Here is a 12718-nt window from a genome sequence, read left to right as displayed (position 1 = left end):
GGTCGCAGCGGTGAACTCTGGGGATTGTGCCGAATCCGGCCCCGTATCGAACTCTGCGTCGGCGCGCGCCGGCCGGATCCGGCCCGTCCACCGGCGTCGGTTTTCCCCGTCCCGGCCGGTGGATAGCCGGGATGACGCCGGTCTTCGGCCTGGGCCGGCGAGACTCCGCGGCGGGGAATCGGGCATGGTCGCCCCGCGGCGGGGTCCGGGGATGTCGATCCCCGGGCGGGTCTTCTCGGGCTGCCCGAGGGGCGCCGCCGGGAGCATGGGGCGGGGGCGCGTGGGGATCGAGGACACATTGGCGGGCATCCGCGACGCCGACCTCCTCGCCGAGGTGGAGGCGGCCCGGGGCAGCTTCCTATTCGCCACCATCGCGGAGACCATCCTGCATCGGCAGCGGGCCCGGGACGCGGAGGCCGCCGCCCGCGGCGCCGTGGCCGGCCGGCGCCAGGCCATGGGCCGCGACCAGCGACGCCGGGACGCCATCCGCGAAGTCATCGAGACCGAGCCCACGGGCCCGGAGAACCTGCAGCACATCCACTCGGTGCTGGCCCTCTGCGGCCTGCCCTATCGCGACCCCGGCGACGCGCGCGAATTCTTCCGCGAATACGGGCGGAATTCCCTCAGCCTGCTGGCCGGACGGCTGAAGAACCCCGCCACCGGCGAGATGGAGTTCCAGGGCCTGCCCTACGGTCCCAAGGCCCGCCTCGTGCTGCTGCACCTCTGCACCGAGGCGGTGCGCCAGCGCAGCCCGACGATCGCGGTGGCCGACAGCCTGTCGGGCTTCATGAAGGAGATGGGATTCGCCGTCACCGGCGGCGAGCGCGGCACCATCCGGCAGTTCAAGGAGCAGCTCGCGCGGCTCGCCGCCTGCACCCTGCAGATCGGTCTCTGGGACGGGGCGGGCAGCGCCAGCACCCTCAACGTGCCGCCCTTCCGCCAGCTCGACCTGTGGCTGCCCCAGGGGGCCGACGGGGTGGTCTGGCAGAAGAGCGTCCAGTTCCACCAGGATTTCTACGACAACCTGATCCAGCACGCCCTGCCGGTGGACATCCGGGCGGCCCGGGCCTTCTCGGGCTCGGCGCGCAAGCTCGACCTGCTGTTCTGGGTCGGATACCGCCTGCGCGCCCTACAACGGCCCCTGCGCCTTACCTGGGACAACCTGCACAAGCAGTTCGGCGCCGACAACGCCAGCATCCGCAGCTTCCGCCAGGCCTTCAAGGCGGATCTCGCCCACCTGCAGGAGGTCTTTCCGAAACTGCCGATCCGCCTCGACGACGGCGGCATGCTGCTCCAGCCCGCCGACCCGAGCGCCCTGCTGATCCCGCCGCGCGGGGCCAAGCTGCCGCGCAAGGCCGCCGCGTCGGGCTGAGCCACATGTTCCCTTAACGGAATGGAATAAAGGAAGGAACACGGGTTGTTCCCCATCCGCAAATAGGGAATAATGGTTGGAATTCTGGGTCGCTTCGCTGCCCGCGGAATATTCCAAGGGGATTCGATGTTCCTGTCCGAAGCCGAGGCGGAAGCGGCCCTGCGGGATTTGCGGCGTCGCCGCGACGAGCTCGACCGGGCCATCGCCGACCACCAGCTCTACCTCGAGCTCGGCCGCCGCCTGCGGCCGATCGGCCCGGCGCCGGCCGCCGAGGCGGAGACTCCCCCGCCCGGCGCCTGGGACGCGCCCGCCCGCCCGCCCGCGGCGGAGCCGGCCTCGCTTCCGGAGCCGGTCTTCGTGCCAGGACGGGATTTCGTCTCAGGACACGGCGTCGTGCCAGGGCAGATCTCGGGTCCCGGACAGGCCGAGCCCGCGCGCGCCGGCGAGGATCTCGTGGCGGCGCGCCGGCACGGGCGCGCGCTCGTCGCTGCGGCCGTGAACCTGCTGCACGAGGCCGGCCGGCCCCTCCATGCCGGCGAGATCTGGCAGGGCCTCACCGCCCTCGGCTTCGCGCTTCCCGGCCACGATCCCGTGGCGGCCCTCAATACCCGCCTGTGGAAGCGCTCGGGACCGGGCGGCCCGCTGAAGCGCCTCGGCGAGGCGGTCTACGCCCCGTCCGAGGAGGATGACGAGCTGGGCTGACCCGCGCCGCCGGTCCGGCGCGCCGGAAGCGTTCCGTCCCGAGACGGCGGCGTTGACATCCGGCCCTCCCTGATCCCCGGTTCCGCTGCGCGGCCCCGGGATCAGGGGGCTGCGAGCGGGCTTCCGGCGCGACGCTCCGCCCATGCGATCACGCGCCACAGCAGAGGATCATTCGAGCAGGGCGAACACGGTGAGCTGGCCGCCGAGCGCGGTGTAGCGCGCCAGCGCGGCGTAGCCGCCGACCGCGCCGGCGCCGTCGTTCGGGTCGGTGAGGCCGGCCGCGAGGCCGATCCCGGCCCAGCCGCCGACGCCGGAGAGCACGGCGACGTATTGCCGGCCCTCGTGCAGGTAGGTGGTGACGTTGCCGACGATGCCCGAGGGCGTCTTGAAGCGGTAGAGCTCGTGGCCGTCCCGCGCGTCGACGGCTTTGAGATAGCCCTCGAGGGTCCCGTAGAACACCACGTCCCCGGCGGTGGCGAGCACGCCGGACCAGACCGAGAACGGCTCGGGAATCGTCCAGCGGATCGCCCCCGCGACCCCGTCCCAGGCGGTCAGGGTTCCGGTGCGGGGATCGTCGGGTGCCGGGTGCAGGCTCACGGTGGCGCCGACATAGGGCAGGCCGGGGGTGTAGGAGACCCGGAACGGCTCGTAATCCATGCAGATGTGGTTGGTCGGCACGTAGAACAGCCGGGTCCGGGGCGAGTAGGCCGCCGGCTGCTGGTTCTTGGCCCCGATGGCGCCGGGGCAGATGCCCGTGGTGGTCTCGTCCTCGCCCGAGGATTCCGGCGCATGGCGCGGGTCGAGCACCGGGCGCCCGTAGCCCGGCGAGGCCCGGTCGAGGTCCACATGGGTCGCCCAGTTCACGGAGCGGTCGAACTTCTGCGCCACCAGGAGTTCGCCGGTGGCGCGGTCCAGGGTGTAGCCGAAGCCGTTGCGGTCGAAATGGGTGAGGAGCGGGCGGGGGACGCCGCCGACCGCCGCATCGGTCAGGATCATCTCGTTGACGCCGTCGTAGTCCCACTGGTCGTGGGGCGTCATCTGGTAGAGCCAGCGGGCGATGCCGGTGTCGGGGTCGCGGGCCACGATCGACGCCGCCCAGCGGTTGTCGCCGGGGCGCTGCGCCGGGTTCCAGGTCGAGGGATTGCCGGTGCCGTAATAGACGAGGTCGAGGGCTGCGTCGTAGGCGAACCAGCCCCAGGCGCAGCCGCCGCCGGTCTTCCACTGGTCGCCCTCCCAGGTCTTCAGGGAGGAATCCCGGCCGATGGGCTTGCCGAGCGACGTCGTGCGCGCGGGGTCGACCCGCATCTGTTCGTCGGTGCCCGTGGCGGTGGCGCGCCAGAGCCGGCCGCCGGTCTTCGCGTCGTAGGCGGTGACGTGGCACTGGACCCCGAACTCGCCGCCCGAGAGGCCCACCAAAACCTTGCCCTTCACCGGCAGCACGGCGGCGGTGTTGGTCTCGCCCCGGGCCGGGTCGCCGTTGCGGACCGACCAGTTCACCCGTCCGGTCTTCGCGTCGAGGGAGACCAGGGTGGTGTCGGCCTGCTGCAGGAAGAGGGCGCCGTCCGCGTAGGCGAGGCCCCGGTGGACCGTGTCGCAGCACAGGAGGGCCATCACGGCCGGGTCCTGCTTCGGTTCGTAGCGCCAGAGGATGCGGCCGTCGTGGTCGAGATCGAGGGCCGTGACGGTGTTGGGGAAGGGGGTGTGGACGTACATCACCCCGTCGACCACCAGGGGCGCACCCTCGTGGCCGCGCAGGATCCCGGTGGAGTAGGTCCAGGCCACCCGGAGCCGGCCGACATTGGCGGCGGTGATCCGGTCGAGATCCGAATAGCGGGTGTTGGCCGCGTCGACCGTGGGCAGCACCATCTGGGCCGCGGCGGGACCCGGGAGGACGCTCGCCAGCAGGGCGAGCAGGGGGATGGCGCGCATGGGACTCCCGGTTGCGGGGGCGGAGACGGTCGCTTCCCCTCCCCGTGCCACAGCCGGGCGCCGAAGCGAAGGGACCGGGCGGTGCGCGGCCGCCCGATCCCTCCCGGAGAGACCCGATCCTAGAAGTAGGGCCCGAAGGGCGGGCGCGGGCGGTAGTCGCCGTAGCGCGGTCCGTAGAAGGGACGGGGGCCGTAGAACGGCCGCGGGCGATAGTCGCCGTAGGGGCGGTACATCGGCCGGCAATAGCCGAACCGGTTCGGGATGAAGCCGGGACCGCAGCCATAGGCGACGGTTTCGGCGGCGGCCCCCGCCAGCGTCCCGGCGGGGGCCGGGGCGAGGGGCGCCGCCTCGGCGGCGGCGGCGAAGCCGACGGCACCCGCGACGCCGAGCGACGCGGCCAGCGCCGTGCGGGCGAGCATCGTGCGAAACAGCGATTTCACGGACATGAAACCATGACCTTCTGCTGGTGTGACCTTTGTCGTTCCCGACCGTCCGGCCTCCCGGAGGCCGGACGACGCTGATCCTGCCGGGCGACGGCTGAACGCTCCCTGACAGGGTGCGTTTCAGCCCGCGGCGACGGGTCCGGCGGCCGGCGGGCGCGCGGCCCGGCGGAGGATGCGCCGGCGCATCGGCTCCTCGAGGCCCCGGTGCAGGAGGACACTGAGGGCGAGGGCCAGGGCGGCGGCGAGCCCCGCCCCGAGCCAGGGCGCGGCGGCGAGGCGGCCCCCGAGGGCGATCCGGTCGAGGCTGTTGACCAGGGCGTAGGCTGGGACGTGGATGAGGTAGAGGGCGAAGGAGATCCGGCCGAGGAAGACGAAGCCGGGCCTCACCAGGGGGCCGCTGCGGAGCTGGGCGCCGGCCAGGATCAGGGGCGCCCAGGCCAGGGCCGTCAGGCCGTTGTGGAGCAGCACCGCGGGCAGGTGGGGCGCCCCCGCCACCAGCGCGAGGCCCGCCAGGGCCGCCAGGGCGAGGAGGGCGGGCGTGGGCAGGCGCCACCGGGTCCAGGCCCCGTAGAGGAGGAGCCCGGCCACGAATTCCGGCAGGCGCAGCAGGGGGTTGTACTTGATGGCCTGGGCCAGCAGCACCGGGCCGGCGCCCCCCGCCTCCGGATCGATGAGCGAGACGCCGGGGGCGTAGCGCGCGAAGGCGAGGGCGGCCCCGGCGGTCAGGACGATCCACGCGGCGAGGGTCAGCCGCGCGGTGCGGCCGGGCGCCCCGCGCGCCAGGGGCAGCAGGAGGGGAAACAGGGCGTAGAAGACCACCTCCACCGAGATCGACCAGCTCGGGCAGTCGAGGGCGCAGGCGGCCCCCGGCACCCAGGCGTGCAGGCCCAGCGGCGCCAGCACCGCGCTCGCGGCCATCAGCCCCTGCAGGGGCGGGGGGGACTTCGCCACCCAGGCGACGAACCAGGGCAGGGCGAGGACGAGGCAGGCCAGGTAGACCGGGTAGACCCGCGCCACCCGGGCCCAGGCGAAGCGCGCGCGAGCGGCGCGGTCGGTCAGGTCCACGTCCCGGTAGGTGTAGGCCAGGATGAAGCCCGAGAGCAGGAAGAAGAAGGTCACCCCGGAATAGCCGAGGCGCACCGCCCCGGGGATCGCCGCCTCCGCGAAGAAGAAGGTCGCGTAGTGGAACGCCACTACGTAGGCGGCGGCCACGAAGCGCAGGGCGGTGAGCGCCGGCAGCGGCGTCACAGGGGGATGGGCGCTCATCGCGGGGCCTCCGCGACCACCCGCCCGGCGGCGCCGAAGCGCAGGCCGAAGACCGAGAGGGCGACGAGGAAGAACAGCGCGTTGGTGGCCTGGTAGAACACCGACTCGAAGACGCCCACCATCAGGCCGAACAGCCAGATCCGCAGGAAGAGCAGCCGCAGGGGGTCGAGGGCGGGGCCGGCCCCGGACCGGCTTTGGGCCTGGAGGTCGGAGAGGGGGGCCAGCACCATCCACCACACCGTGAGGGCGAGGCCCGGCAGGCCGCTTTCCAGGGCGGTGTTGAGGTAGCCGTCATGGGCGTCGGTGGCGCGGTTGACCCAGGTCGTGGCCTCGCCGCCGCCGCCGTAGAACACGCTTTCCCAGAAGGCGCCGTAGCCGAAGCCGGTGAGCGGCTTCTTGGCGATGTTGTCGAGGGCGAAGCGCCAGATCTCCGTGCGGCCGGTATAGGTCGGGTCGGCGGCCAGGCCCGCCACCAGGGCGCCGAGGCTGGGCGACAGGACCGAGCCCACGGTGAGCAGGAGCAGCAGCGCCAGGGGGCCGAGGAGGATCAGGCGGCGCCAGGTGCCCGAGGCCGAGAGGGTGCAGGCCCAGGTCAGGCCGAGCACCGCCGGGGTCATGACCAGGGAGGTCTTGGCGTTGGTGAAGACGAGGAACACCCCCGCCAGCCCCACGACCGCGTAGCCCAGGAGGCGCTGGCCCATCCCGGCCCAGAACAGCCCGACGATGATGAACAGGCTCATGGCCGCGCCGGCGCCGTTCTTGTGGGCGAAGACGCCGCGCCAGCTGCCCGCGTGCTCGGGCTCGATCAGGTCGAGGGCGGTGTGCATGGCGCGCTCGGGCACCAGCACGAGGCCGAGGTAGCAGGTCGCCAGCACGAGGAGGACGGTGCCGCCGAGGACCTGGGCGAACTGGCGCGCGTCGCGGGCGAGCACCAGCACGCTCACCACCCCGCCGAACATGATGACGAGGGAGACGAGGCGCCGCGCCGAGACCGCGGGTTCGATCGAGAGGGCGGTGGAGACGCCGATCCAGGCCAGCATCGCCAGGATCGGCAGGGTGGCCAGGGGGCGCAGGGCCTCCCGCCCGCGCCAGGCCAGCGCCGCCGCCGCGATGCCCGCCATGACCAGGAACAGCCCCTGGTTGACGAGGTTGCCGCCGGCCCGCGAGGCGGCGTTCTCCGCCGCCGTCCCGTCGAGGAAGGGATCAGCCCCGATCAGGATGAAGAGCAGGATCGCGCCCATCGCCCCGATGCGCAGGGCATCGGGGAGGTCCGCCCGCCGCGTCGCGCCCGCGCCGGTGGCGATGCCCGTCGTCATGGTCCACTCCCGCGCTCGAGGGCCGGCAAGGTCTTGCGCACTCTAGATCCGCCGGTGCCGCCCGCTAGGCGCGCAGAATACGTTTAAGAACGCGCAAAGGACCGGCGGGCCCGCCTCACGGCCCGGCCGGCCCCCAGGGGACGATGTCGGTCGCCCCGGTGATCGCGCCCACGATGCGCTCCCGCTCGGCCCGGCCGGCGGCGAGGCGCCCCCGCACCGCCGCCAGCACGGCGGGGTCGGCGCCGGCGGGCGTGCCGGCGGCGAAGGGCGGGGCGGGCGCGTATTCGAGGCCGAGCTGGATCGCCTCCGCCGCCGGCCGTCCGGCGAGCTCGGCCGCCAGGGTCAGGGCGAAGTCGATCCCGGCGGTGACGCCGCCCCCCGTGAGGAGGGTGCCGTCGCGCACCACCCGCTCGGCGACCGGGATCGCCCCGAAGGCCGCCAGGAGGTCGAGGCTGGCCCAGTGGGTGGTGGCGCGCCGGCCCCGCAGGAGTCCGGCCGCCCCGAGCACCAGGGCCCCGGTGCAGACGGAGGTGACGTAGCGGGCGCCCTCCGCCTGGTCGCGCAGGAAGGCCAGGACCGCCGCATCCCGCATCAGCCGGTTCACCCCGAGGCCGCCGGGCACGCAGAGCACGTCGAGCTGCGGGCAGTCGGCCATGGCCAGCGTCGGGGCGAGCACGAGGCCGGTGGAACTCGTCACCGGCGCCCGGTCGGCGGCCACGAGGTGGACCCGCGCCTCCGGAATCCCGACGAAGACCTCGTAGGGCGCGGTCAGGTCGAGCTGCTGGACGTCGGGGAAGGCGAGAAGGCCGATCGTGAGGGGCATCGGGACTGTCTCCGGCTGTCTGGACAGGACGACCCTAACCCCGCAGGCTCCGGCCGACATGACCAAGAGGCCTCGTTTCCTGCCAGATCGCACCGCGGACGAACCCTTGCGCCACGAAGTCTTGCGCCACGAAGTCTCGCGCCACGAAGTCTCGCGCCACGAACCCCGCCGCATCGAGATCCTCGCCTTCCCGGGGGTGCAGCTCCTCGACGTGTCGGGGCCGCTTCAAGTGTTCGCCACGGCGAACGATCTCGCGGGCGAGGCCCCGGCGCCCTATGCCCTGCGGGTGGCGGCGGCGGGCGGCGGCGTGGTCCGGAGCTCCGCCGGGCTCGGCCTCGCGACGGAGCCGCTGCCGGCGGCGGAGGCCCCCGTGGACACCCTCGTGGTCGCCGGCGGGCGCGGCGTCGACGGGGCGATCGCGGACGGGCTGCCCGCCTGGGTCGCCGCCCGGGCACCCCGCGCCCGGCGGGTGGCCTCCGTCTGTACCGGCGCCTTCCTGCTCGGGGCGGCCGGCCTCCTCGACGGGCGCCGGGCCGTGACCCACTGGACCCGCTGCGACGCGCTCGCGCGGCGCCATCCGGAGGCCCGGGTCGAGCCGGATCCGATCTTCATCCGGGACGGCGCGGTCTGGACCTCCGCCGGGGTGACGGCGGGCATCGACCTGGCGCTGGCCCTGGTGGAGGCCGATCTCGGCCGGGCCGCGGCGCTGGCGGTCGCCCGCCACCTCGTCGTCTTCCTCAAGCGCCCGGGCGGCCAGGCCCAGTTCAGCACCGTCCTGTCGCAGCAGGTCCTGTCGCCCGGGGCGGGCGGCGCCCGCTTCGAGGCCCTCCAGGCCTGGATCGCCGATCATCTCGCCGAGGACCTCACCGTGCCGCGCCTGGCCGAGATGGCCGGCATGAGCCCGCGCGGCTTCGCCCGCCACTACCGGGCGGCCACGGGGCTGACCCCCGCCCGCGCCCTGGAGCGCCAGCGGGTCGAGGCGGCCCGGCGGCTCCTGGCCGAGACCGCGCTGCCGGTGAAGCGCATCGCCGCGCGCTGCGGCTTCGGCTCCGAGGAGACCCTGCGGCGCAGCTTCCTCCGCCACGGGGCGGTGGCGCCTGGCGTCTGCCGCCAGCGGTTCCGCGCGGCCGGGGCGGGGGGGCCGGGCGCGGCGGCCGGCGACCCCGCGGAACCGGAGATTTGACATTCCCGGCCGCATCATCGACACCGCCGGCCTCGCGGCATCGACCGGAATCAGCGACCGGATTCCCGGGTCGGGTGCCGGTCCGGAGCCGCGTATGTCCCCCCTGACGGCCCATCCGCCCGCATGACCGACCGCGCCACCGTGCCCCGCCCGGCCCGTGGGGACGCCTTCGCGTTCCCGGACAGCCTCCTGTCCGCCGCGGCCCGGAGCCATGCCCGGGCCTGCGCCCTCCTGGTGGCCCTCTGCCTCGTCTGCTTCCTGCCCGGGATCGTCTCGCTCCAGCCCATGGACCGGGACGAGCCGCGCTTCGCCCAGGCCTCCAAGCAGATGCTGGAGACCGGCGATCTCGTCGACATCCGCTTCCAGGCCGAGGCGCGGCACAAGAAGCCCGTGGGCATCTACTGGGCCCAGGCCGCCGTGGTCGGCGCCGCCGAGGCGCTCGGCGTGCCGAACGCCCGCACCACCATCGGCCTCTACCGCATCCCGTCCCTGCTGGGCGCCATCGGGGCGGTGCTCCTCACCTACTGGTCGGCCCTGGTCTTCCTGCCCCGGCGGGGCGCCGTCCTCGCCGCCGCCCTGTTCGGGGCCTGCGTCGTGCTCTCGGCCGAGGCGCGCCTGGCCAAGACCGACGCGCTGCTCTGCGCCTGCGCCGTGGCGACCTTCGGCGGCCTCGCCCGGGCCTGGCTCCGGCGCGACCGCGCGGAGGGGCATCGCGTCGAGGGCCCCCTCGACACCGCCACGGTGCTGACCTTCTGGCTCGGCCTCGCCCTCGGCATCCTGATCAAGGGCCCGATGGTGCCGCTGTTCTGCGGCCTGCCGGCCCTGATCCTCTCGCTGCGGTGGCGCTCCGGCCGCTGGCTCGGCGCCCTGCGGCCCGGCCTCGGCCTGCCGCTGACCCTGCTGATCGTGGCGCCCTGGTTCGCGGCCATCACCTGGAAGAGCGGCGGCGCCTTCTACGGGGAGGCGGTGGGCCACGACATGCTGAGCAAGGTCCAGGGCGGCTCGGAGAAGCACTTCGCCCCGCCCGGCGCCTACCTGGTGGCGTTCTTCGGCACCTTCTGGCCGGGTGCCGCCTTCGCGGCGCTCAGCGCCCCCTTCGCCTGGGGCTACCGGCGCGAGCCCGCCATCGCCTTCCTCCTCGCCTGGATCGTGCCGACCTGGATCCTGTTCGAGATCGTGCCGACCAAGCTGCCCCACTACGTGCTGCCGCTGATGCCGGCCATCGCCATCCTCACCGTGCGGGCGCTGGCCGCCGGCGCCCTGCACCCCGAGCGCCGGGGCGCGCGCCTCACCGCCGGGCTCGTGGTGCTGATCCCCGTCGGCCTCACCCTCGGCCTCTCGGCCTTCGCCTTCGCCTACGACCGGACCCTGCCCTGGGCCGGGCTGCCCCTGCTGCTCGGCGCCAGCGCCGTCGCCGCCCTGGCCTGGCGCGCCTTCGCCCGCGGCCTGCCCGAGCGCGCCCTCGGCCTCGGCGTCCTGGCGTCGATGCTGCTCTCGCCGGCCGTGTTCGGCCTCACCCAGCCGGTGATGGCCGCCCTCAAGGTCTCGCCCCGCCTCGCGGCGATCCGCGATGCCTTGCCCTGCCCGCATCCCCGCGTCGCCAGCCTCGGCTACCGCGAGCCGAGCTTCGTCTTCCTGATCGGCACCGACCTCGCCATGCTCGGCACCGGCACGGAGGCCGCCGACTTCCTGAAGGGCGACGGTTCGCTCAGGGGGGACGCCTGCCGCCTCGTCTACGTCGAGGGCCGGTTCGCGAGCGAGTTCGACGCCGCCGTCAAGGCCGCCGGGCTGGCGCCCAACCGGGTCGGCACCGTCTCGGGCTTCAACATCAACGGCGGACGCCGGGTCGACCTCTCGGCCTACGCGGCGACGCCCTGACCTCCCTCGGATCGAACCTCCATGCGCCTCTCCGTGATCATCCCGGTGAAGGACGAGGCCGGCAACATCGCGAGCCTCGTCGCCGAACTCGAGACCGCCTGCGCGCCCCTGGCGCCCTTCGAGGTGATCTACGTCGATGACGGCTCCACCGACGGCACCGCCGAGGCCCTGCGGGCGGCCCAGAGCGGACGGCCCTGGCTGCGGGTGCTCGCCCACGACCGCACCGCCGGCAAGGCGGCCGGCATCCGCAGCGGCATCGCGGTGGCGCGGGCGCCGGTCTGCGCCCTGATGGACGGCGACGGCCAGAACGACCCGGCCTTCCTGGCGCCCCTGCTCGAGGCCATCGAGGCGGGCGGCGCGCGGGTCGGCCTCGCCCAGGGCCAGCGCGTCGGGCGCAAGGACGGGCGGCTGAAGAGCCTCCAGTCGCGCATCGCCAACGGGGTCCGGGTGCGCATCCTGAAGGACGCCACCCGCGACACCGGCTGCGGCTACAAGCTCGTGCGCCGGGACGTCTACGGGACGCTCCCGTTCTTCGACGGGCAGCACCGCTTCATGCCGGCGCTGGTCGCCCGCGAGGGCTTCGGCGTGGTCCACCGGGACGTGGTCGACCGGCCCCGCTTCACCGGCACCTCGAAATACGGCCTGTTCGACCGCCTCTGGGTCGGGCTCCTCGACCTGGCCGGGGTGTGGTGGCTGATCCGGCGCAAGCGCGTGACGCCGCGGGTCACGGACGTGACGGGAGCCTGAGCCATGCTGATCCAGCTCGCCGAGGACGTGCGCGGCTACGTCTACGACGTCTTCGTCACCCGCTTCGATGCCTGGCTGGTCTTCGGCATCCTGGCCCAGGCGGTGTTCGGCGCCCGCTTCGTGGTGCAGTGGCTCGCCTCCGAGCGGGCGGGCAAGAGCGTGATGCCGCTCGCCTTCTGGTTCCTCTCCATCGCGGGCGGCCTGATGACCCTGGTCTACGGCCTCGTGCGGCGCGAGCCGGTGATCATCTTCGGGCAGGCGCTGTCGACCTTCATCTACCTGCGCAACGTCGCCCTGATCCTGCGCGAGCGCCGCGCCGCCCGGGCGGCGCCCTGACCATGGACCCGCTGCCGCCCTTCCATGACGACCTGGACGCGGCCCTCGCCGAGGTCTGGCGCCTGCTGGTCGAGGGGCCGCGCTTCCGCCGCAACGCCTTCCACATGCCGGCGCTGGCCACCGTCGACGCGCAGGGGTACCCGCAGGTGCGCACCGTGGTGCTGCGGCACGCCGACCCGGTGGCCGGCGCCTTGCGCTTCCACTGCGACCGCCGCTCGGACAAGGCCTCCGAGATCGCGGCCTCCGGGCATGCGGCCCTGCACGGCTACGATTCCGCCGCCAAGATCCAGATCCGGGCGTCGGGCCCCGCGACGCTCCACGGCGACGACGCGCTCGCCGACGCGGCCTGGGCCGGGTCGATGGCCATGAGCCGGGTCTGCTACGGCGCCGACCCCGCCCCCGGCGCGCGCCTGCCCGCGGGCGATGCCTACACCCTGCCGGACCCCGAGACGGCCCTGACCCTCGGCCGACCGAACTTCTGCGCCGTGGTGGTCACGCTCGCCCGCCTCGAATTCCTCTACCTCGACCGGCGCGGCCACCGCCGGGCCGCCTGGGCGCGGGCCGACGGCTGGCGCGGGGTCTGGCTGGCGCCCTGAAGGCGCGCCGCCGCCGAGCCGCCGGGCGTTGAGCGGGCCCGGCCACGGGGACGCGGCCCCGCCGCCGGGGCCGGCGCGGGGGATGACCCAAGGAGACCGGGCGGAACGAACGCCCGGCGAAACGGGA

Annotated in this window: 12 protein-coding genes; 7 read left to right on the top strand and 5 right to left on the bottom strand. The window is 74.2% G+C overall.

Translation table 11 applies throughout. The annotated features are described in order from the left end of the window. Positions 1-265 precede the first annotated feature (265 nt). Together ASG51_RS21515 and ASG51_RS21510 are read left to right on the top strand one after the other, a co-directional pair. Positions 266-1372 (top strand): replication protein RepA, encoded by a 1107-nt coding sequence (locus tag ASG51_RS21515; protein WP_056274967.1) that lies wholly within the window; start codon positions 266-268, stop codon positions 1370-1372. Between the two features lie 126 nt (positions 1373-1498). Continuing rightward, positions 1499-2074, top strand: coding sequence for a hypothetical protein (locus ASG51_RS21510; protein ID WP_056382942.1), 576 nt, complete (start codon positions 1499-1501; stop codon positions 2072-2074). A 168-nt stretch (positions 2075-2242) separates the two neighbouring features. Here the strand turns inward: ASG51_RS21510 and ASG51_RS21505 are convergent, their stop codons facing one another. From ASG51_RS21505 to ASG51_RS21485, 5 genes are all read right to left on the bottom strand, one after another. Then, positions 2243-4003 carry a methanol/ethanol family PQQ-dependent dehydrogenase gene (locus ASG51_RS21505; RefSeq protein ID WP_056382940.1) on the bottom strand — a complete coding sequence of 587 codons (1761 nt, stop codon included), beginning with the start codon at positions 4001-4003 and terminating at the stop codon, positions 2243-2245. Positions 4004-4122: 119 nt separating this feature from the next. After that, complete coding sequence (locus tag ASG51_RS21500; protein ID WP_056383013.1) at positions 4123-4422, bottom strand: hypothetical protein; 300 nt, start codon at positions 4420-4422, stop codon at positions 4123-4125. Positions 4423-4566: 144 nt separating this feature from the next. Further along, positions 4567-5712: an acyltransferase gene (locus ASG51_RS21495; protein WP_056382939.1), complete on the bottom strand. Its 1146-nt coding sequence runs from the start codon at positions 5710-5712 to the stop codon at positions 4567-4569. Next, the gene (locus tag ASG51_RS21490; RefSeq protein WP_056221996.1) at positions 5709-7028 is read right to left on the bottom strand and encodes an O-antigen ligase; all 1320 of its coding nucleotides are present in this window, start codon (positions 7026-7028) and stop codon (positions 5709-5711) included. Before ASG51_RS21490 ends, ASG51_RS21495 begins: the two co-directional genes overlap by 4 nt. 115 nt (positions 7029-7143) lie before the next feature. Then, entirely contained in the window at positions 7144-7851 is a 708-nt protein-coding gene (locus ASG51_RS21485) for a DJ-1/PfpI family protein (RefSeq protein ID WP_056382936.1), read from the bottom strand. A gap of 106 nt (positions 7852-7957) precedes the next feature. On the opposite strand from ASG51_RS21485, the gene ASG51_RS21480 reads away from it, so the two are divergent. From ASG51_RS21480 to ASG51_RS21460, 5 genes are all read left to right on the top strand, one after another. Beyond that, entirely contained in the window at positions 7958-9034 is a 1077-nt protein-coding gene (locus ASG51_RS21480) for a helix-turn-helix domain-containing protein (protein ID WP_244480221.1), read from the top strand. Positions 9035-9157: 123 nt separating this feature from the next. Continuing rightward, entirely contained in the window at positions 9158-10912 is a 1755-nt protein-coding gene (locus ASG51_RS21475; RefSeq protein WP_056222005.1) for a glycosyltransferase family 39 protein, read from the top strand. A gap of 21 nt (positions 10913-10933) precedes the next feature. Further along, the gene (locus ASG51_RS21470; protein WP_056222008.1) at positions 10934-11659 is read left to right on the top strand and encodes a glycosyltransferase; all 726 of its coding nucleotides are present in this window, start codon (positions 10934-10936) and stop codon (positions 11657-11659) included. A gap of 3 nt (positions 11660-11662) precedes the next feature. After that, on the top strand, positions 11663-11995 hold the full coding sequence (locus ASG51_RS21465) for a lipid-A-disaccharide synthase N-terminal domain-containing protein (RefSeq protein ID WP_056222010.1): 333 nt from the start codon (positions 11663-11665) through the stop codon (positions 11993-11995). Positions 11996-11997: 2 nt separating this feature from the next. Next, positions 11998-12591 carry a pyridoxamine 5'-phosphate oxidase family protein gene (locus tag ASG51_RS21460; protein WP_056382933.1) on the top strand — a complete coding sequence of 198 codons (594 nt, stop codon included), beginning with the start codon at positions 11998-12000 and terminating at the stop codon, positions 12589-12591. The last annotated feature ends 127 nt before the right edge of the window (positions 12592-12718 follow it).

Source organism: Methylobacterium sp. Leaf465 (assembly GCF_001424705.1).
GTDB lineage: Bacteria > Pseudomonadota > Alphaproteobacteria > Rhizobiales > Beijerinckiaceae > Methylobacterium.
Note: the sequence above shows the minus strand (reverse complement) of the source record. Positions and strands in the feature narration are given on the sequence as shown.

What these genes read in the sequence shown, in the direction of transcription:
- ASG51_RS21515 (WP_056274967.1), top strand. Translation starts at nt 266, where the DNA reads ATGGGGCGGGGGCGCGTGGGGATCGAGGACACATTGGCGGGCATCCGC.
- ASG51_RS21510 (WP_056382942.1), top strand. Translation starts at nt 1,499, where the DNA reads ATGTTCCTGTCCGAAGCCGAGGCGGAAGCGGCCCTGCGGGATTTGCGG.
- ASG51_RS21505 (WP_056382940.1), bottom strand. Translation starts at nt 4,003, where the DNA reads ATGCGCGCCATCCCCCTGCTCGCCCTGCTGGCGAGCGTCCTCCCGGGT.
- ASG51_RS21500 (WP_056383013.1), bottom strand. Translation starts at nt 4,422, where the DNA reads ATGCTCGCCCGCACGGCGCTGGCCGCGTCGCTCGGCGTCGCGGGTGCC.
- ASG51_RS21495 (WP_056382939.1), bottom strand. Translation starts at nt 5,712, where the DNA reads ATGAGCGCCCATCCCCCTGTGACGCCGCTGCCGGCGCTCACCGCCCTG.
- ASG51_RS21490 (WP_056221996.1), bottom strand. Translation starts at nt 7,028, where the DNA reads ATGACGACGGGCATCGCCACCGGCGCGGGCGCGACGCGGCGGGCGGAC.
- ASG51_RS21485 (WP_056382936.1), bottom strand. Translation starts at nt 7,851, where the DNA reads ATGCCCCTCACGATCGGCCTTCTCGCCTTCCCCGACGTCCAGCAGCTC.
- ASG51_RS21475 (WP_056222005.1), top strand. Translation starts at nt 9,158, where the DNA reads ATGACCGACCGCGCCACCGTGCCCCGCCCGGCCCGTGGGGACGCCTTC.
- ASG51_RS21470 (WP_056222008.1), top strand. Translation starts at nt 10,934, where the DNA reads ATGCGCCTCTCCGTGATCATCCCGGTGAAGGACGAGGCCGGCAACATC.
- ASG51_RS21465 (WP_056222010.1), top strand. Translation starts at nt 11,663, where the DNA reads ATGCTGATCCAGCTCGCCGAGGACGTGCGCGGCTACGTCTACGACGTC.
- ASG51_RS21460 (WP_056382933.1), top strand. Translation starts at nt 11,998, where the DNA reads ATGGACCCGCTGCCGCCCTTCCATGACGACCTGGACGCGGCCCTCGCC.